The organism is Streptomyces sp. NBC_01431, assembly GCF_036231355.1.
Taxonomy (GTDB): Bacteria; Actinomycetota; Actinomycetes; order Streptomycetales; family Streptomycetaceae; genus Streptomyces.
The window spans coordinates 4,543,215-4,561,684 of the sequence record NZ_CP109496.1 but is presented as its reverse complement, the minus strand read 5'-3'; the positions used below and the strand labels follow the sequence as shown (position 1 = coordinate 4,561,684).

At 70.7% G+C, this 18,470-nt stretch carries 15 protein-coding genes and 1 pseudogene; 8 read left to right on the top strand and 8 right to left on the bottom strand.

Going from position 1 to position 18,470, the window contains the following annotated elements; translation table 11 throughout:
• Positions 1-10: 10 nt before the first annotated feature.
• The 3 genes and pseudogenes from OG522_RS21045 to OG522_RS21035 form a co-directional block, all read right to left on the bottom strand.
• Positions 11-1,228, bottom strand: a complete 1,218-nt coding sequence (locus OG522_RS21045) for a hypothetical protein (protein WP_329464534.1) — start codon at positions 1,226-1,228, stop codon at positions 11-13.
• 172 nt (positions 1,229-1,400) lie between these two features.
• Positions 1,401-1,904: a SigE family RNA polymerase sigma factor gene (locus OG522_RS21040; protein WP_329464533.1), complete on the bottom strand. Its 504-nt coding sequence runs from the start codon at positions 1,902-1,904 to the stop codon at positions 1,401-1,403.
• A gap of 233 nt (positions 1,905-2,137) precedes the next feature.
• A pseudogene (locus OG522_RS21035) lies at positions 2,138-2,356 on the bottom strand (histidine phosphatase family protein); the annotation flags it as partial.
• 218 nt (positions 2,357-2,574) lie between these two features.
• Here OG522_RS21035 and OG522_RS21030 point away from each other — a divergent pair.
• Positions 2,575-4,029 (top strand): GH1 family beta-glucosidase, encoded by a 1,455-nt coding sequence (locus OG522_RS21030; RefSeq protein WP_329464532.1) that lies wholly within the window; start codon positions 2,575-2,577, stop codon positions 4,027-4,029.
• Positions 4,026-5,285 (top strand): MFS transporter, encoded by a 1,260-nt coding sequence (locus OG522_RS21025; protein WP_329464531.1) that lies wholly within the window; start codon positions 4,026-4,028, stop codon positions 5,283-5,285. The genes OG522_RS21030 and OG522_RS21025 overlap by 4 nt, the downstream gene beginning before the upstream one ends.
• Positions 5,286-6,425: 1,140 nt before the next feature.
• Here the strand turns inward: OG522_RS21025 and OG522_RS21020 are convergent.
• On the bottom strand, positions 6,426-7,658 hold the full coding sequence (locus OG522_RS21020; RefSeq protein WP_329464530.1) for a PP2C family protein-serine/threonine phosphatase: 1,233 nt from the start codon (positions 7,656-7,658) through the stop codon (positions 6,426-6,428).
• Positions 7,659-7,851: 193 nt separating this feature from the next.
• Between OG522_RS21020 and OG522_RS21015 the strand changes: the two genes are divergently transcribed.
• Positions 7,852-9,264 carry a DUF2252 domain-containing protein gene (locus OG522_RS21015; protein WP_329464529.1) on the top strand — a complete coding sequence of 471 codons (1,413 nt, stop codon included), beginning with the start codon at positions 7,852-7,854 and terminating at the stop codon, positions 9,262-9,264.
• Positions 9,265-9,339: 75 nt separating this feature from the next.
• On the opposite strand, the gene OG522_RS21010 is transcribed toward OG522_RS21015, so the two are convergent.
• The gene (locus tag OG522_RS21010; protein ID WP_329464528.1) at positions 9,340-9,687 is read right to left on the bottom strand and encodes a hypothetical protein; all 348 of its coding nucleotides are present in this window, start codon (positions 9,685-9,687) and stop codon (positions 9,340-9,342) included.
• Positions 9,684-10,118 (bottom strand): cation:proton antiporter domain-containing protein, encoded by a 435-nt coding sequence (locus OG522_RS21005; RefSeq protein ID WP_329464527.1) that lies wholly within the window; start codon positions 10,116-10,118, stop codon positions 9,684-9,686. Before OG522_RS21005 ends, OG522_RS21010 begins: the two co-directional genes overlap by 4 nt.
• A gap of 318 nt (positions 10,119-10,436) precedes the next feature.
• Between OG522_RS21005 and OG522_RS21000 the strand changes: the two genes are divergently transcribed.
• The 5 genes from OG522_RS21000 (at position 10,437) to OG522_RS20980 (ending at position 15,246) form a co-directional block, all read left to right on the top strand.
• Positions 10,437-10,859: a DUF7144 family membrane protein gene (locus tag OG522_RS21000; protein WP_329464526.1), complete on the top strand. Its 423-nt coding sequence runs from the start codon at positions 10,437-10,439 to the stop codon at positions 10,857-10,859.
• 269 nt (positions 10,860-11,128) lie between these two features.
• Complete coding sequence (locus OG522_RS20995) at positions 11,129-11,749, top strand: HdeD family acid-resistance protein (protein WP_329464525.1); 621 nt, start codon at positions 11,129-11,131, stop codon at positions 11,747-11,749.
• A gap of 262 nt (positions 11,750-12,011) precedes the next feature.
• Positions 12,012-13,358, top strand: coding sequence for a hypothetical protein (locus OG522_RS20990; RefSeq protein WP_329464524.1), 1,347 nt, complete (start codon positions 12,012-12,014; stop codon positions 13,356-13,358).
• Between the two features lie 255 nt (positions 13,359-13,613).
• Positions 13,614-13,982 (top strand): SHOCT domain-containing protein, encoded by a 369-nt coding sequence (locus tag OG522_RS20985; RefSeq protein WP_329467667.1) that lies wholly within the window; start codon positions 13,614-13,616, stop codon positions 13,980-13,982.
• Positions 13,983-14,442: 460 nt separating this feature from the next.
• On the top strand, positions 14,443-15,246 hold the full coding sequence (locus OG522_RS20980; RefSeq protein ID WP_329464522.1) for a YhjD/YihY/BrkB family envelope integrity protein: 804 nt from the start codon (positions 14,443-14,445) through the stop codon (positions 15,244-15,246).
• Here the strand turns inward: OG522_RS20980 and OG522_RS20975 are convergent.
• A complete protein-coding gene (locus OG522_RS20975) occupies positions 15,158-15,355 on the bottom strand; it encodes a hypothetical protein (protein ID WP_329464521.1) in 198 nt (65 codons plus the stop codon). The genes OG522_RS20980 and OG522_RS20975 overlap by 89 nt on opposite strands.
• Positions 15,356-15,488: 133 nt before the next feature.
• Positions 15,489-18,008, bottom strand: coding sequence for a LuxR C-terminal-related transcriptional regulator (locus OG522_RS20970; RefSeq protein WP_329464520.1), 2,520 nt, complete (start codon positions 18,006-18,008; stop codon positions 15,489-15,491).
• Positions 18,009-18,470: the final 462 nt, after the last annotated feature.

Here is an 18,470-nt window from a genome sequence, read left to right as displayed (position 1 = left end):
CAACGCAGGGCTACTTGAGGGCGAGCCAGTGCGGGTCGAGGGCGATCGCCTTCAGCTGCTCCAGAGTGAGCGGAGGCTCGGCGCGGGTGGCGGCCTTGTTCTGGTTTCCGGTGTTGAAGGCCGAGACGACGACCCGGAACCCGTTGGAGCGCACGGTGTCGGCGGTCCACCACACCACTCCGGCACCGCCCTTCTCGCCGTCCTTCTTCTCCAGGCCGACGAGCGTGCCGTCCGGCAGGGTGGAGGTCTCGCCGCCCGGGGAGACGTCCGACATCCCGGTCTGCACGTTGACCTGGATCAGGCCCTTGCCGTTGCCGTCGTCCACCACGAGGGAGGCGTAGCCCTCCTGGCCGTCCTTCTCCAGGACGCGGAGCCCCTTGCCCGTGGGCAGCAGCGCGGCGAGCTGCTTCTCGACCGCCTCGGCGGAGGGACCCGTACTGCGGTGATCGTTCTTGGCCGGTGCCTTGAGCCCGTACGCCACCGAAAGCCATTTGGGCGCCGTGACAAGCGACTTGAGCTGCTCGGCGGTGAGGGGCGGGGTGGCCCGGGAGACCTTGGCGCCCTTCTCGGCGGGCGCGTTCCACTCACTGGCGTCGATCAGCGCACCTTGGGGGGTGAGCAGGACCGCCCGCCACTCTTTCGTCGGCTCGCGCCGGTCGGGGTACTCGTAGCCCTGGAACAGCATGTAGCGCGAGCCGTCGGCCAGTGTCTCGGCGTGGCAGGCGTCGTAGTCCCTGGCGGACTGGGCGGGGCAGGCGACCTGCTCGCCGGCGGCCTCGCTGTGGGGATCAACCCTGCTGACCGCGAGCCCGACAAGGCCGCCGCCCTTGCCGTCGTCGAACACCGCCGACGCGGACGGCCCGCCGAAGCCCTTGGGGCCTTCGTCCGCCCCCCGCCCCTGCTGCCCGGTGACGGTGCCGGGGGGCAGCAGCGACGTGAAGAGCGCGACCATCTGCTCCCCTGTGCTGCCGCCCTGCTGGGTCGGCTTCGGCGGCGAGGCCACCGAGGCGGCTCCGCCGGTGCCGCCGACGAGCCCTGCGGCGTAAGCACCGCCGAGGCCCACCGCGGCGAGCGCGAGCACGCTGCCGGTGACGGCGGCCGTACGGCGCCGGGCCAGTCGGCGACGGCCCCGGACCAGGCCGCTCGCCACCAGGCCGCGGCGGTCCTCCGGTTCGAAGCTGTCTCCGGTGCGGCGCATGACCTCGCCGAGTCGGTCCTCAAAGGGCATGGCAAACCAGACCTTCCTGTCCTGATGGGTGAAAACGCGGTGCCGGTATCGGTATGACGGGGTCAATGGGTTCCGACCTCGGCCAAGGATGCGACCGGGCCAATGGGTAGCGAACTCGGCCAAGGATCCGCCGGAGCCAAAGGGTGGCGAACTCGGCCAGGGGCCCCCGGGGTCAATGTGTGACGAACTCGGCCAGGGATCCGCCGAGTTGGTCGCGGAGTTTGGCGAGGGCGCGGACCGAGCGGGTGCGGACGGCGGCCGAGCTGACGTTCATGGCGTCCGCCGTCTCCTCGATGCTGCGGTCCTCCCAGTAGCGGAGCACGACGACCGCCCGGTCCTTGGGCGACAACCGACTGAGCGCGTCGAGCAGGGCCACGCGCAGGGCCGGATCGTCGCCGCAGGCCGCCGCACGCTCGGGGAGTTCACCCAGCGGCCGTTCGGTGGCCGAGCGGCGTCGGCGGTGGGTGAGGAAGGTCCGTACGAGCACCGTCTGCGCATAGCCCGCCGGGTTGTCGATCCTGGAGACGCGCCCCCACAGCGCGTACATCCGGCCCAGCGTCTCCTGTACGAGGTCCTCGGCGAGGTGGGTGTCACCGCTGGTCAGCAGGCAGGCGGACCGAAAGAGCTGGTCGGCACGGCCCGCCGCGAACTCCAGGTAGCCCTCGACCCGGGACAACCCGGGCCTGCCCGCCGCGCCTGGCCCACCCGACCCGCCTGATCCGCGAAACCCATCCGGCCGCTCGGGTTCATCCGGTCTCCCTTGCCACCTCTGCCACGGCTGCCTCACGGCCCCGCTCACCCCCGCCCGTGTCTCGTCCCCGCCCTACACCCCACTGACGCGCCGGGGCCCCCGCGATGTTTCAACCCAGGTTTCGCAAGGCGTGGGTGACGACGAGCTCGTGGCGCGGGACGGATCCGGCGGCCGGCCCGGCCCAGCGGGCCGTGGTGCACGGCGGCCAGCGGCACCCCGGCCAGCCGTCGCCCGAGCAACGCGGCCTGCCGCCGTCCCACACCGGTCAGTTCGGCGCCTTCCCCTCCGGCATCGCCGTGCCGGGCGAGGTAGAGGTAGCGGGTCACCGGATGAGGCGAGTTGGCGCTGCGGTCGTGCTGGCCGTACGGCTCGGTCATGGGCACTGCTCCCTCGTACGAAGAAGTTGAGAACGGGGGGTGAGGACGGGGGTGAGGACAGGGATTGAGGATGGGGATTGAGGACGGGGATTGAAAACAGGGGGTTGAGCACAGGGGGTTGAGCACAGGGGGTTGAGCACAGGGGGTTGAGCCCGGAGAAGTTGAGAATTGCTCACTTTCCATTGACAGGACACGTCAGCCGGCCCAAAGGTTCCCTCATGACGCCGCCGCCGCTGCCGCTGCCCTCCTTCCCGCCCGGATTCCTGTGGGGGGTGTCCGCCTCCGCCTTCCAGATAGAAGGGGCGGTGGACACCGACGGGCGGGGACCGTCCACCTGGGACGCGTTCACCAGGGAGCCCGGCCGGATCAAGGACGCCTCGCACGCGGATGTGGCGACCGACCACTACCACCGCTACCGCGAGGACGTGGCCCTGATGTCCCAACTGGGTGTGGGCGCCTACCGCTTCTCGATCTCCTGGTCCCGGGTCCAGCCGACCGGGACGGGCCCGGTCAACAGCCGGGGCCTCGACTTCTACGACCGGCTCGTCGACGAACTGTGCGCCGCCGGGATCGCCCCCGTCCCCACCCTGTTCCACTGGGACACCCCGCTCGCCCTGGAGGAGCGCGGCGGCTGGCTCAGCCGGGACACGGCCGAGCGGTTCGCCGCATACGCCTCGATCGTCGCGGAGCGGCTCGCCGACCGGGTGCCGCGCTGGATCACACTGAACGAGCCTGCCGAGATCACGCTGCTCGGGTACGGGCTCGGCGAGCACGCCCCCGGCAGGCAGCTCGTGTTCGACGCGCTGCCGGTCGCCCACCACCAACTCCTCGCGCACGGACTGGGAGTCGAGGCACTGCGCGCCGCCGGGGCGCGCGACATCGGCATCGCGGCCTCGCACAGCCCGGTGTGGACGGCCGGGGACACCGACGAGGACCGCGCGTCCGCCGACCTGTACGACACCCTGATGAACCGCCTCTTCGCCGACCCGATCCTCACCGGCGCCTACCCGGACGAGGGCCTGGCCGCGCTGATGCCGGGCCCGGTGGCGGAGGACCTGAAGACCATCTCGACGCCGCTCGACTGGTACGGGATCAACTACTACAACCCGGCGCTGGTGGGCGCCCCGAACCCGGACGCCGCCACCAGCCTCGCCGGTATCACCCTCCCCGCGGACCTGCCGTTCGGGATCCACGAGATCGAGGGCCACGAACGGACCGACTTCGGCTGGCCGGTGGTACCGGACGGGCTGCATGAGCTGCTCGTCAACTTCCGCACGCGCTACGGCAGTTCACTGCCGCCCTTGGTCATCACCGAGAACGGCTGCTCGTACGGGGACGGCCCCGACCCGGCCGACGGACGCGTGACCGACACCCGGCGAATCGCGTACCACGACGGCCACCTGCGAGCCCTGTACCGGGCGATGGCGGAGGGAGTCGACGTACGGGGCTACTTCATCTGGTCGATCCTGGACAACTTCGAGTGGGCGGAGGGATACAAGCAGCGCTTCGGCCTGGTCCACGTCGACTACGAGACGCTGAAGCGCACGCCGAAGGATTCGTACGCGTGGTACCGGGACGTCATCCGAGGCGGGGGCGGGGCACCGGGGGCGGGTCGGGGTGACGGCGGGGGCGAAGGCCGGGCGGCGGCGGGCTCGCCGCGGGGCGGGCGATGAGTGCGGAGCCCGGGGTCAGGGCCCCGGGCTCCGCCGTGGGGGACGGCGAGGAGCGGCCCGGCGGGCGCTGGGTGGGCGCGCTCTCGCTGGCCAATCTGGGGGTGTGGGTGGGGTGGTTCGGCCCGCTGCAACTGCTCCTCGCCCGGCAGGCGGAACACTTCACCCCCGGCCACAAGGCCTCAACTCTCGCACTGGTGACGGGACTTGGCGCCGCCGTCTCGATGGTGGCGAACCCGGTGTTCGGCGCGCTGTCCGACCGTACGACGGCACGTATCGGCCGCCGGATCCCCTGGGTCGTCGCGGGCGGCGCGGGCGGGGTCGCGGGGCTGCTGATCCTGGCGTGGGCACCCGACGTGGCCGTGATGGCGGCGGGCTGGTGCGTGGTGCAGCTGGCGCTCAACGCCTCGTTCGCCGCGCTGACGGCGGCCGTGCCGGACCAGGTTCCGCGCCGGCAGCGCGGGATGGTCGGGGGCTGGCTGGGGGTGTCGCAGGTCGGCGGCATCCTGATCGGTACCGCGCTGGCGACGGCGGCGGGCGGAATCACGGCGGGGTACCTGGCGTGCGCGGCCTTCTCGCTACTCGCGCTCATCCCGTACGTACTGATGCGCAGGGACGCGGTGCTGGACCACCGCGATCAACCGCCTTTCCAGTGGCGGGAGTTCGTATCCGGCTTCTGGATCGATCCGCGCCGCCACCCGGACTTCGGGTGGGCGTGGCTGACGCGGTTCCTGATGAACCTGTCGTACTCCATCAGCACGATGTACCTGCTGTACTACCTCACCGACGCCGTGCACTACCGGGGCGACGCGGACACCGGCGTGCTGATCCTCACCGCGCTGGACGCGGTCACGCTGCTCGGTACGGTGGTGATCAGCGGCATCTGGTCGGACCGCACGGGCCGGCGCAAGGTCTTCGTCGTCTGGTCCGGCCTGGTCATCTCGGCGGCGACGATGCTGCTCGCGGTGTGGCAGACGTGGACCGGCGCGGTGGTGGCCTCCCTGGTGCTCGGGGTCGGGTACGGGGTGTACACCTCGGTGGACTTCGCCCTGCTCACGGACGTCCTGCCGGTCGCCGCGGACCGCGGCAAGGACCTGGGCGTCATCAACATCGCGAACGCCCTCCCCCAAGTCCTGGCCCCGGCGATCGCAGCCCCCATCGTCACCCACCTCGGCGGCTACGGAGCGCTGTACGCACTGGCGGGGGCGATCGGGGTGGGAGGTTCGGTGCTGGTGCGGCGAATACGGTCGGTGCGGTGAGATGCGGAGTGGGGAAGGGACGGAGCGTCGAAGGAGGGGCGAGGGGACCGACAAGGGGGGCTCCAGAGGCCTCAGGCCCGCACCTCGCCATTCGCCAGGATTCGCCACCCCCTGCAAGGCGCCTGCCTGGGTCTTTGTAACCGATCTTCCCCCGAATGGCATTCGCCACCCTCCACGCCACTGGTTAGCCATGCCTCTCCGCCATGGTCAAGCCACGAACGGCGGCCACCCACACTTGATGGGCTCGACAACTTGCGGTTCCCTCATCCCATGGGCAGGGAACCTTCGCGGTTCCGGCCCCGCCTACGCACAAGGCCCGGCTCCGGGGTGCCACCCGAAGCCAGGCCCGCGCGCGGGGCAGAGGGTGGGTCCGGCCGATTACCTACCGGCCGGGCTCGCTCTCAGCGCCTGACCAGCCGTCCGGCCCACGCCTCCTGCGTCACCCAAAGTGTTCGACGCACCCCGCGATGGCAGTGATCGCTGTAAGAACCAGCGCCGCCAGCTGCATCCAGTCCGATAACTGGACCCGCGGTGGGCGCTTCTTCCGCCTTGCTGATCGCTCCATCTGATCCGATCTCCCATCTCTCAACGTTCCCAACCGAGTTGGGACCCGCCTGGTTCAGGCGGGCGCCGCAGGAGAGACGTCATCGGACGTCACGCAACATACCGGCGAATGAGACGTCCCCAGCCTCCTGACGGCGATTCCCCAGACTTCGCCCCCTGGCGCCCTATACTCACGCCCCCTGCGGACCGCCCCCGGGCCACGAGACCGGGGCGGTATCCACCCTGGCGGTCCGAAGCCGGCTTACATCGCCGGTCATCACCTGCGAAGCCGGAGCAACCGCGTACAACCGGACCGCCGCGACTTTCCACTGCCCCGCCCTCGGTCATTGCGAGGGCTTGCAGGCCCCGTGGCCCACCGGACAGTGGTCGGCGTCCCCCACGCCGAAACCGCTGCCCCGCACGCACAGGTGGTGACCCGGGGCACTCGCGCCACCGTGCTCTCGCTGCTGGTCCCCGTTGTGCTGATCGTGGGCGACGTGCGCCTGGGCGGCAGCAACTGGCCGGTCCTGGGAATCGTGCTGACAGCGTCCTCGCCGGCGGTGGGAGGAGCCTGGCTGTGGCGGCGAAGGAGGCCGGTCAGAGGCGGATGACGACCAGGGCGATGTCGTCGGTGTTGCCCTCGGGCGGCAGGAGGTCGGCCAGGAGGGCGTCGGCCAGTGCCTCGGGGTCGATGAGGTGGTGGCTGGTCAAGGAGTCGGTGAGGCGGGTCAGGCTGGCGTCGATGTCCTCGGTGCGGCGTTCGATCAGGCCGTCGGTGTACATGACGAGGATGGCGCCGTCGGTGAACGGTGTGGCGGCCTGGGGGCGCGGGACGTGTTCGGGGCGCGCGCCGAGCGGCGGGTCGGTGGCCTGGTCGAGGAAGGTCACGGTGCCGTCGGGATGGAGCAGGGCGGGTGGTGGATGGCCGGCGCTGCTGTAGGTGACGGTGTTGTCGTCCCAGTCGAGGAAGACCTTCACCACGGTGGTCGACTCGGCGCCGTCGACCGAGCGGGCGTACAGCCCAAGGACTTCCAGGGCCCGCGCCGGGCCGTCGGCGACGCGGGCGGCCGCGCTCAGTGCGCTGCGCAGCTGGCCCATGACGCACGCGGCCTTGAGGCCGTGGCCGACGACGTCGCCGACCGCGATGGCGAGTCGGTTGCCCGGCAGGTCGACCAGGTCGTACCAGTCGCCGCACACGTTCAGGGCACCGATGGCGGGCCGGTAGCGCACGGCCGCCGGGTGCTGCCCGACGGGGACGGGGGCGGGCATCATCGCTGCCTGCAGAGCCAGGGCCACCTCGCGTTCGCGGGAGTGGGCGCTACGGAGGCGTTCATTGACTTCCTGCAGCTCACGGGAACGGGTGTAGAGCTCGGCTTCCAGCACGCGGGCCTGGCGGTCGCTGCTTCCTGCGCCGCCGCGGGGGCGGATCAGTTCGGTGACCTCCTCCACCCTGTGCACGACGAGCACCACGCGCCCGTCGGGGCCGAGGACGGGCGCGTTGACGGGGCTCCAGAAATGCTCCGCCCAACGGCCGGGTCGCTGGGGATCCTCGATGTCGTACCGGATGACCGCCATGGTGTCGCGTTCGCCGGTGGCCACCGCGCGCAGCATCGAGGTCCGGGTCTCCCGCATGCCGGCGGCGGCTGGATCGTTCGGGTTCTCGGGGAAGGCATCGAAGATGTACCGGCCCAGCAGCTGCTCGCGGGTGCGCCCGGCCAGCCGCTGGAAGTCCTCGTTGACATCGACGTACACGAGGTCGGGCGTCAGCAACGCCACCATGCCGGGCAGGGCGTGGAAGACCTCCGCGTAGTCGATCTTCGGTTCCCTCATGGGCTGCCTGCCTCGACACCGACGATGGTTGGTGATCTCCCTCGATGACTGCCGTCCGGTCGGTCGCCACGGTCTTCCTTCCCGTCCCGCACAGGACCCATCACACCTGCCTGAACCACGTCCGTACATCACCTGCCTCGGGTGATACCGCGAGGGGCGAAGGATGTGACGATGCGAAGAAGGAGGTCCGGCCATGGTCACGACGAACCACGGTGCTCTCACCGCATCCGAACGTGCGGAGCGTGGCAAAAGAGTGCGGGCCCGTGTGCCGCGCTCCAGCCACGCCCTTTTCGAGCCGGATGAGAAGCGGCCCGATCCGGTCGACGTGATCGAAGGGCAGTCGGCCACCCGTGTGCCGGAACTCGTGCCGATCCGGTACGGCCGGATGCTCGAGTCGCCGTTCCGCTTCTACCGGGGCGCGGCCTCGATCATGGCCTGCGATCTCGGCTCCGCGCCCCATACCGGACTGCTGGTTCAGCTCTGTGGCGACGCGCATCTGCTGAACTTCCGGCTGCTCGCCTCCCCCGAGCGTCATCTCGTCTTCGACATCAACGACTTCGACGAGACCCTGCCGGGACCGTTCGAGTGGGACGTCAAGCGGCTCGCCGCGAGCCTGGTGATCGCCGGCCGTGCCAACGCGTTCTCGGCCGCGGAATGCGGCGAGACCGTACGGAGTGGCGTACGTGCCTACCGCGAGCGGATGCGTGAGCTCGCCGGCCTGCGCACGCTCGACGTCTGGTACGCGCGGGACGACGCCGACCGGCTTGAGACGCTGTTGTCCGAACGGCCGGGCAAGAGCGCCCGTCAGCGGGTCTCCACGGCGTCCGCGAAGGCGCGCGGCAGGACGGGCCTGCAGGCAGCCGGAAAGCTCACGGCCTTGGTCGACGGTGCGCGCCGGATCACCCCGGATCCCCCGCTGATCACTCCGCTCGTCGACCTGCTTCCCGACGCCGAGCGGGACGAGCTGGAGCACACTCTTCGCCGGCTGGTCGCCGGCTACGCGCGCAGTCTGTCGACCGAGCGGCGGCACCTCCTCAGCCGCTTCCGCGTGGTGGACATGGCGCGCAAGGTGGTCGGGGTCGGCAGCGTCGGCACCCGTTGCTGGATCGTCCTTCTGCTGGGCCGCGACGACGAGGATCCGCTGCTGTTGCAGGCCAAAGAGGCCGGTGAGTCGGTTCTCGCCGCCCATGTGGGCGCGAGTGAGTACGAGAACCAAGGGCAGCGGGTGGTGGCCGGGCAGCGCCTCATGCAGACGGCTGCCGACATCTTCCTCGGCTGGGAGAGCGTCACCGGCATCGACGGCCGACCGCGCGACTTCTATGTCCGGCAGCTGCGGGACTGGAAGGGCATAGCCCAGCCCGAGACCATGGATCCCAAGACTCTGGCGCTCTTCGGCCAACTGTGCGGAGCCTCGCTGGCCCGCGCCCACGCCCGCTCCGGCGACCCGATCGCCATCGCCGCCTACCTCGGTGGCGGCGACGCTTTCGACCGGGCGCTGGCCGACTTCGCGACTGCCTACGCCGACCAGAACGAACGCGACCATCGGGCGCTGGCCGATGCGGTCGGCGCGGGGCGGGTCACCGCTCGTACGGATGCAGCGCCCTGAGCGTCCGGTTCGCTACGTCCGCCACGGACACCGTCACCGTTCACGGCCCGGGTTCCAACCGGATCCGGCCGACGTCTACGCCTCGGGGTGGTCCAGGCGGCCGAGCCGGTGGCGTGCCGGGCCCTCCGGTACGGGAACGGCTTCCCGCAGGCCGCGACCGCCGGCCACGGTCGTGCGCCCGTACCAGCGGCCGTACCGCTCGGCGAGCGCCACGGCCGAAACGCCGTGCAGCAGGACGCTCAGCGCGACCGTGACGGCGACCACCCGGCCCAGCAGTTCGACGCCGGGGATGTGTTCTTCCGCCACCAGGAGCGCCAGCACGATGGAGGCGAGGCCGCGTGGCCCGAACCAGCCGATGTAGCCGACCGTGGGCATGCGCAGTCCGGTCCCGGCGAGGGACAGTGCGACGGGGAGCATCCTCACGACGGCCAGTACACGCCCCGCCATTCCTTCGTGACCCATCCCCTGCGCCGGGCCGCCTGCAACAGGCGACCGCCGCCTTGGCCGATCAGCAGGCCGAGGGTGCCGCTGTGCAGCAGAGCGCGCCAGAAGACGCCGGCCACGCCCTCGTGTGCGTAGGTCGTGCCGGGGATGGCGGCCAGGAAGAGGACGTAGAACGGCAGGACCATGCCGTCGTTGAGACCGCTCTCCACGTTGAGGCCCTGGCGTACCAAGGCCGGAACGCGGCGGTCGGAGATGGCGGTCTTCCCAAGGGCCGCGTCGGTGGGCGCGAGGATCGCGCCGACCAGCGCCAGTTCCCAGGCGGTGAGTCCGGGCAGCAGCCGACGCGATCCGAGAGCGTACGCGGCAGTGACACCCGCTACTGCCAGCCCGGTCCAGGCGCCACTGCTCATCCGGCCAACCTCCCTACCGGGTCCGCGCCCTCGCGCGGCGCGGACCGACGGACGGGCGAACCAGTCGCGCACGAACGCGCCGGCCGCTTCCTGAGCGGCCACGGATGCAGCGAGGACATGGGGCGAGCCCTCGGTCACCTCGGGCTGCCTGTAGGGCTCCAGTCGGGCACCGAGTCTCGGATGTCCCGCGTGATTCATGCTGACCGGGAGGTGATCGACCGTCGTCACCCCTGGAGGGTGACGACCCGCCGCCCGCTGGGGCGCACGCTAGGTGGCGAACGGCTGCGAGCCGCAGCCCGTGAGGAACGGAGGCCTCCCATGGCCACCACCGCCCCACACGATCACCGCTCGGCAGGCGTGCCTGCGGCCGCCACCGGCCTGACCTTCTTCGCCGCTGTGATGCTGGCCATCGCAGGCATCCTCGACCTGTTCCGCGGGATCATGGCGATCGCCCAGGACGACGTGTTCGTGAGAACCCCCAACTACGTCTTCAAGTTCGACCTGACCAGTTGGGGCTGGATCCAACTGGTCCTGGGTGCGATCGCCATCCTCGTGAGCATCGGCCTGTTCGCGGCGGCCACCTGGGCGAGAGTCGTCGGAGTGGGCATCGCGGCGCTGCTGATCATCGCCAACTTCCTGTCCATCCCGTACTACCCGGTGTGGTCTCTGACCCTGATCGCCCTGTACGGGTTCACCATCTGGGCCCTGTGCGTGGTCAAGCCGGGGTCGCTCAACGACTAGGGGGAAGTCCTCCCAGCGCGGCAGCGCCGGCCCCAGTGCCACCGCGGGGAGGACCGCGGTCACCACAAGGGCGTGGTTGCGGGATCGGGCCAGGCGTGCGAAGCGGGGCTCGGACACCGGGTCTCGCACACACAGCGGCTCGCCACCATCGACGTGATCACCGTGGGAGTCCGGGGCCCCCGCGCACGTCGCCGTCGGACTCCTGATCACCCGCCGCGGGTGATCAGGAGTCCGACGGCGAACTCCCACACTGATTCCGGAGGCATGCCATGACCACCACATCAACCCCCGCACCGGCGACGGATCCCCAAGACACGCTGGCCGGCCTCGGGGCTTCCTGGCTCTGGGCGCTCGGTCTCGCACTCGCGACGTTGATACCCGGCATCATCGTGCTCGTCTGGCCGGACGAGACCCTGCACGTGCTGGCCGTCCTGATCGGGCTGCACTTCCTGCTCAGGGGCGGTTTCGTCTTCGTGACCGCCTTCGCCCACTCGGATACCGAAGGAGGAGGGCGTCTCATGCGCGCCCTCCTCGCCCTGGGGGCCGTGCTGATCGGGGTGCTGTGTCTGCGGCACCCGCTGCAGACGATCGCCGCGCTGGCCCTCGTCGTCGGCGTGTTCTGGCTGCTGTCCGGGCTGATGACCGTGTATGTCGCGCTCGCCAACCGCGGCCTCCCGCACCGGGGTCTGGCCATCGCGGCGGGTGCGCTCGGGGTCGTGGCCGGCATCGTGGTGCTCGGCTATCCGGTTGCGTCCGCGGTCGCCCTGGCCCGGCTGCTCGGCCTTTGGCTGGTGCTCCTGGGCGTCGCGGAAACGGCGATGGCGTTTGCCCTGCGCGGTGCGGTACGGCGGGAGCAGGCGGCGGCCGAGAAAGCGGGCGGAACGCTGTGACCGTCGCCCCGCTCACCGTTCTCGGCGATGTCCTTGTGTGAACCGGCGGGCCGCTGCTGCCGCGCACCTCGATCGTTCCGGTCGACGCCGTCCGCGCCACTCACCCTGCGGCGCCCGGCACTGCAACGCCCCAGGGGTTCGTAGGCCCACCAGACAGCTGACCCTCGCGACCCGGACTTTCGCTCGGATGGCTTCTCACGGGGTGCCGCCTCACCCACGAGCGGCGGAAATGGAAGGAAGCACCCCGAGAGTTGGAGGCCCCATGAGTGGCCCGCCCGAGTCCAGCGGCTCCGAGCCCGCCCCGAAGGACACCGCTCGCCAAGGAGGACGGGCCGAAGGGGACGGCGGACACGGCACCGGACCCGGGCAGATCGTACGGCGCACGGCCTCGGCGATTCTGATCGTGCTGACCTGCGTCCTCGTGCCCGTCGCACTGTTGACGGTGTGGGTGCACGACATCGCGCTCGACACCGACCGGTACGTCGAGACGGTCGCACCGTTGGCCAGCGATCCGGCCATCGAGGACGCGGCCGTCCACCGCATCGCCGAGGCGATCGACGTGCGCGTGAACGGCAACCAGGTCGCCGCGGACATCGCGGCCTGGCTGACGTCCCAGGGCCTGCCGCCACGAGCCGCCGCAGCCGTCAAGGGCCTCGGCCCGCAGCTCGACTCCGCCGTCAACACCACCGTGACCAAGGTCGCCACCCGGTTCGTGCAGAGTGACCGCTTCGAGAAGGTGTGGACGACTGCCAATCGGGCCGCCCACGGCGCCGTCGTACACGCCCTCACCGGGCAGGGACGCGGCGCCGTCGGGGTCAGCGGGGACAAGGTGACGCTCGACGTCGGCACCGCCGTGGACACTGTGAAGCAGGAGCTGGTGGACGCCGGGCTGTCCCCGGCGGAGAAGATCCCCGACGTCAACAAGCAGCTGGTGCTCTTCCAGTCCGACCAGCTCGGGAAGCTCCGCAAGGGCGCCCATCTGCTGGACGTGATCGGCAACTGGCTCCCCGTACTCGTCGTGGTGATCGGCACGGCCGGCGTGCTGCTGGCCCACCGCCGACGGCGCGCCCTCGCGCGCACCGCCCTCGGCGCGGCCTTCGCCTGCCTGATCGTGGCGATCGGCCTGGTCATCGCCCGCCGCTACTATCTGGACCACCTTCCCCCGCAGGTCCAGTCGCCGGCCGCCGCCGCGGCCGTCTTCGACACCCTGCTGCACTTCCTGCGGGTGAGCCTGCGCACCGCGATCGTGCTCGGCGTCGTCATCGCGCTGGGCGCCTACCTCATCGGCCCGGGGCGCCTGCCCGTGGCCGTACGGGGCGCCTCGGAACGCACCGCGGACTCCGCGGCGACGTGGGCGTACGGCCACGAGGTCCACACCGGGCGTGTCGGGACGTGGGCACTGGCCTACCGACGGTGGGTCACGATCGCCGCACTGCTGATCGTGGCGTTGGTCTTCGCTCTGTGGGACCACCCGACCGCGCTGACGATCCTGCTCCTGGTCCTCATCCTGCTGGCCGTCCTCGCCCTTCTCGCACTGCTCGCCGCTACCGGCCGGGCCACCCTGGCCGCCGAACAGACGGAGTCGGGCGGACCCGAGAGGGCCCGCTGACAGGCGCGAGGCGCCCGAACGGGTCCCCGCGTCCACACCACGGAGCCATCCACGTCCCTCACCTCACCCCGACCGACGACACGATCGGCGCCCGCGCGCACCTCGCGCCACCCGCACCGGGTGATCCCAGGGCCTCGTTCTCGGCGCACTGTGGAATGCGTCCAGACCCGTTCCCACCGACGCTGAGTCCGACGACGGATCGGCTAGCCGGAGGCCATCGTGAGCGATTACCCGCTGTTCAACGCGTTCCTGACCATGATGTGGTTCTTCCTGTGGGTCATGTGGTTGATCCTTCTGTTCAGGGTGATCGGCGACATCTTCCGCGACGACGTCCTCAGCGGCTGGGGCAAGGCCGGCTGGACGCTCTTCGTCTGCGTGCTGCCCTTCCTGGGCGTCTTCATCTACCTGATCGCCCGGGGCAGGGGAATGGGCCGTCGCGAGGCGCGGCAGGCACAGAAGCAGGAGCAGGCCTTCCGCTCCTACGTGCAAGAAGCGGCCGCCGACGCTCCGGCATCCGGCGTGACCAGGGCGGACGAGCTGGCCAAGCTCGCCGGCCTGCACAACCACGGCGACATCACCGACTCCGAGTACGAGAAGGCCAAGACCAAGGTCCTCGCCGCTTGAACCGTCCTCACTGAAGGGAGCCCGCTGACGGGCGAACTCGGACCCGTCGACCTGGTCGTCCTCTCCTTCCCCGGTGAGCAGCCGCCGGATTCCTGCATGGAGGCGCTGGGTCGGGTCGAGCGCCATGAGGACGTCCGCATCCTGGATGCGCTGCTTATCACCAAAGCTCCGGATGAGCAGGTCGACCGCATCGAGCTGTCCGACTTCGAGGACCTGCGGGACGTCGCGGCCGAAGTCGCCGCCCGCCCCACCGTGGGCCTGGTCGCACTCGTCCGGCAGAACCTGACAGGAGAAAGGGCTGCTCGCCGACGCCGAGTTCGCCGCGGCCAAAGCCCGGCTGCTGGGCACCTGACGGGCGACTTGATCAGCCATGGACGGATCGCGGCGCCTCGTGCGACGTCTGCCGCGACCGTCCCGTCCGATCGAACGCATCGCCCGACATCTGCGGTACGTCGGTCTCTTGGATACCGCCACCCGCTTGGCCGCCCAGGCGTTCCTGGCCGCGCTGCCGGCGCTGTTCGTCATCGCGGCCTTCGCCCCGGCGGCGTCGCAGGAGCAGTTGCGGAGTTCGCTCCGCGCCGTCGTCGGACTCGAAGGCGCCTCCGCCGAGCAGGTCAGCCGCATCTACCAGGTCAATGGCGAAACACGGGGCGACACTTGGGGCACCATCGGAATCCTCGTCACGATCCTGTCGGCCACGTCGTGCAGCCGCGTACTCCAGCGTCTGTGCGAACGGGCATGGCATCTGCCGCACCTGAGAACCCACCTGGTGATCTGGCTCTGGGTGGCATGGCTGTTGGTGTGGCTGGCCGCCCTGCTCTTCCAGGGGACCGTCCGCGACGGCTTCGGCGTCGGACCCGCGCTCGGTGTACCGCTCACCGTCATCGCGAGCACCCTGCTGTGGTGGTGGACCCAGCACCTCTTGCCCGGCAGCCGCGTTCCCTGGCTGCCACTCCTCCCCGCGGCGGTGCTGACCGGCGGCGGAGCAGTCGCCGTATCTGCCGCGTCCACCGTGTTCCTGCCGGACATGCTCAACCGCGGCCCGGCCCAATTCGGCCCCCTGGGCCCGGTGTTCACACTCCTGTCGTGGCTGATCGCCCTCTTCACCGTGATCACGGCGGGCATCGCCATCGGTTACGTTCTCGCCCACGAGAAGCGGCTCGCCCGGTATCTGCTCACTCGGGAAGGCGGCGCATCTCGGCCACGTGCAGTCCCAGCGACTGGAAGCGAGCCAGCAGGCCGTACAGATGGGCCTCGTCGGTGACCCGCCCGAACAGCACGGTCTGATGGGGCACGACAAAGCTTTTCAGTTCCGGGAACGCCTCGGTCAGCAGGTCCGACATCTGCCCGTCGACGCGGATCTCGTAGCGCATGAGAAGGCTTCTCTCGCGATCGTACGGCGGCTCGTGCCCCCACGAACCTCATGCTGCGCCCCAGCGGTGAGCGGGTCATCACCCGCCTGAGGTGACCTGGACCGTGCCCGGCCGTCGCGTTGGCGGCGGGGTGTCACAAGAGGCCCGCTTCCCGGGCCCGTCGGACTGCCTCCCCGCGTCGCGTAACGGCGAGCTTGCGGTAGATGCTCTTCAAGTGGGTCTTGACGGTGTTGACCGACAGGAAGAGACCGACTGCGATCTCCTCCGTCGACATCATCTGCGCCAGCTGTTCCAGTACCTCGTGCTCGCGCTCGCTGAGAGGTTCGAGCAGGGGGACGGGCTCGCTCGCGTGGGAGTCCGCCGCGTGTCCCATGAGGTCGGCCGGCAGCCAGTCGTGGCCCCGTGTCAGGCCGGGTCGGCGGTGCAGCAACTGCTTGAGCCAGGGACCGGACTCCAGGAAGGGCCGCCTCAGTTGTTCCGGCCGGGCCATGAACAGAGCCTCGGCCGCCAGCCGCTGCGCGCGGACGCCGTCGCCCAGTACGTCGGTGGCCTGCGCCCGCGCCAGCAACGCCCGCACGGTGATGGCGGGCCCTTCGCCCTGCCCCGGGGGGAGCTCGCCGACCAGGTCGAGCACCTTTTCGCCGTCCCCCGTGGCAAGCCGGACCCGGGCGGCGGCCAGGACACTCTCCGGCCCGGCGGCCTGTTGCTCCCGCAGCACCTCCAGGGCGGCATCGGGGTGACCGTCGGCGAGATGCGCGGCAGACGCGGCGAGGGCGATCCGGGCCGTCACCCACGGGGAGGGCCGCACCGCGGTCGGCGGCCCTCCCCACCCGTCCAGAGCCTCCAGCGCGGCCCGCGGATCGCCTTCGGCCAGCAGGAGACGTGACCACAGGATCGCCAGGCCCGCGGTCACGATCGGGTCGTGCGGAGCCACGGGAGTGGTGGCCGCCTGCGTGAGATGGGTGTGTGCCGCGTCGAGATCGTCGCGTTCGATGGCCACGGCGGCCAGCACGAGCTGTGCGACCCCCGTGCGGGAGGCGAGAGGCAGCCCGGAACGCTCCGCCTCGGCCACCGCACCCCGGGCATGTACCTCGGCACGTCCGGGCCAACCCCGCAGCACGTCGATCAGGGCCAGCCGGCCCAGAGCCTCGTACCTCGGGAAGGCGGTGGCCGGCCCGTCGCAGGTGTTCGCGGCGACGGACAGGGCCGTCCGGGCGGCATCGAAGCGCCCCTCCCACAGCTGCGCGGAACCGAGATTCGTGAGCATCAGAGCGGTGAGCTCCGGATGCTGATCCAGACACTCGACGGAGACGGCCCGCTCCAGCTCTTCCGCGTCCCTGGCGGCCAGCTCGGCCAGCTCGGCCGAACCGATCAGCCTGGCCGCCAGGACACGCAGCAGCGCGCAGCTGAGCTGCGCCGACGCGGCGGCGTGGGTGTCGTCCCGCAGACTCTCCTCAGCACGCCGCAGGTATCCGAGGCCGCGCTCGACGTCCCTGCGGGCCAGTTGACGCGCGGCACGCACGAGGTCCGCGGCCGGTCCGGAGGCATCCGGCGCCATCCGGGCGAAGAGGCTGTCGAGGCGCTCGGTCTCCAGCCCTGTGAGCAACTGCCCGATCGCGAGATCGTCGATGAAACGGGTCGCGGCCATCTCCCAGTCGCCCGCGTCCGCCGCATGCGACAGGGCATCGGCGAGCAGGCCGGCCTCGCCCAGCCACCGGGCGGCTCTCCGATGCAGCTCGGGTTCGAGCCCCGGGTGGCGGAGACGGAGATGCAGCCGCAGGATCTCGGCGAACAGCGGGTGGAGCCGGTACCACGAGTGACCGACGGCCTCGACGAACGCGTTCGCCCGCTGCAACCCCACCAGAATCGGTTCCGCGTCCGCCCGCCCCGTGAGCGCATTGGCCAGATCGGGGTGGATCCGGTCAAGGATGCTGATACGCAGCAGGAGATCCTGGGTCTCGGCGGGCTGCGCGTGCAGCACTTCGGCGAGCAGGAAATCGGCGAGGGTGCTCTGACCTGCCTCGAAGTCCTTGAAGAAGGCTTCCGGGGCGTCGGCCCGCTGCGCGGCCAGGATGCACAGCCGCAACCCCGCGGCCCAGCCCCCGGTCCGCTCCGTCAACGCACGGGCACCCTCGTCCGACAGCCGCATACCGTGGCGATACGCCAGAACGCCCGTCTCCTCGGGCAGGAACGCCAGGTCGGCGCCACGGACGTCCGTGACCTCACCCGCCGCCCGATAGCGATGCAGCGGCAGTAGCGGTTCCGTACGGCTGATGATCACCAGGCGGAGCCCGCCACCCGCGTGGCCGAGCACGAACTGGAGTTCATCCGCGATCTCCACCGAGCCTGCCACGCGGTCGAACTCGTCGAGAACGAGGATCACGGCCTCCCGACTCGCGCTCAGATGGGCGGCGACACGGGCCAGCAGGGAATGGTCCACCTCGCCGGGCCGGGCCGGGCTGCCGACGTCGTCGGGCAGGTCGAGGCCGTGATGCCGCATGGCCTCCAGCACATAGGTCCAGAAGATGCCGGGTCCGTTGTCCTCCGACTCCACGGTCAACCACGCCACGTTCTCCGGCGGATCGGACGCCACGATCCAGTCGGCGACCAGCAACGTCTTGCCCGCTCCCGCGGACCCGTTGACCAGCGTCACAGGCCCCCGGACACCTTCCGTGAGACGTTCGGCCAGACGCGGCCGACGCACATACGTCTTCGGCAGAACCGGAACGCTGAACCGCGCCGCGAGCAGAGGATCACCACTCGGAGTCAGGGGCCCGAGGGTGGGGTCCCGGCCCCTGCCGGACGTCGGATGGGCCATGGCGTTCACCCGCGCCGCCGAGAACCGCATGCCGGAATAGTCGCCACACTGCGATCTTCGCGCGGTGGGCCACAGGCCGCAACGGAAGGAGAGCTCTGCACAGGGACACACGGAGCATACGGAACAGGCAGGTCACGCTGATCACCTGCTGCGGGTGATGCCCCCGTGGCCGGCGAATGCGACCGTGGTTCCTGACAGACCGGCCTTCCCGGTCGTGGTGCGCCGGCCGCCCGCAAGAGTGGCGGCATACGAGCCACGGCCGCCACCCGCACCTCGGCCCGAAGGCCGCCCAGTTCC

Coding starts and splice junctions, on each gene's coding strand:
- OG522_RS21045 (WP_329464534.1), bottom strand. CDS start 1,228: ATGCCCTTTGAGGACCGACTCGGCGAGGTCATGCGCCGCACCGGAGAC.
- OG522_RS21030 (WP_329464532.1), top strand. CDS start 2,575: ATGACGCCGCCGCCGCTGCCGCTGCCCTCCTTCCCGCCCGGATTCCTG.
- OG522_RS21025 (WP_329464531.1), top strand. CDS start 4,026: ATGAGTGCGGAGCCCGGGGTCAGGGCCCCGGGCTCCGCCGTGGGGGAC.
- OG522_RS21020 (WP_329464530.1), bottom strand. CDS start 7,658: ATGAGGGAACCGAAGATCGACTACGCGGAGGTCTTCCACGCCCTGCCC.
- OG522_RS21015 (WP_329464529.1), top strand. CDS start 7,852: ATGGTCACGACGAACCACGGTGCTCTCACCGCATCCGAACGTGCGGAG.
- OG522_RS21005 (WP_329464527.1), bottom strand. CDS start 10,118: ATGAGCAGTGGCGCCTGGACCGGGCTGGCAGTAGCGGGTGTCACTGCC.
- OG522_RS21000 (WP_329464526.1), top strand. CDS start 10,437: ATGGCCACCACCGCCCCACACGATCACCGCTCGGCAGGCGTGCCTGCG.
- OG522_RS20995 (WP_329464525.1), top strand. CDS start 11,129: ATGACCACCACATCAACCCCCGCACCGGCGACGGATCCCCAAGACACG.
- OG522_RS20990 (WP_329464524.1), top strand. CDS start 12,012: ATGAGTGGCCCGCCCGAGTCCAGCGGCTCCGAGCCCGCCCCGAAGGAC.
- OG522_RS20985 (WP_329467667.1), top strand. CDS start 13,614: ATGATGTGGTTCTTCCTGTGGGTCATGTGGTTGATCCTTCTGTTCAGG.
- OG522_RS20975 (WP_329464521.1), bottom strand. CDS start 15,355: ATGCGCTACGAGATCCGCGTCGACGGGCAGATGTCGGACCTGCTGACC.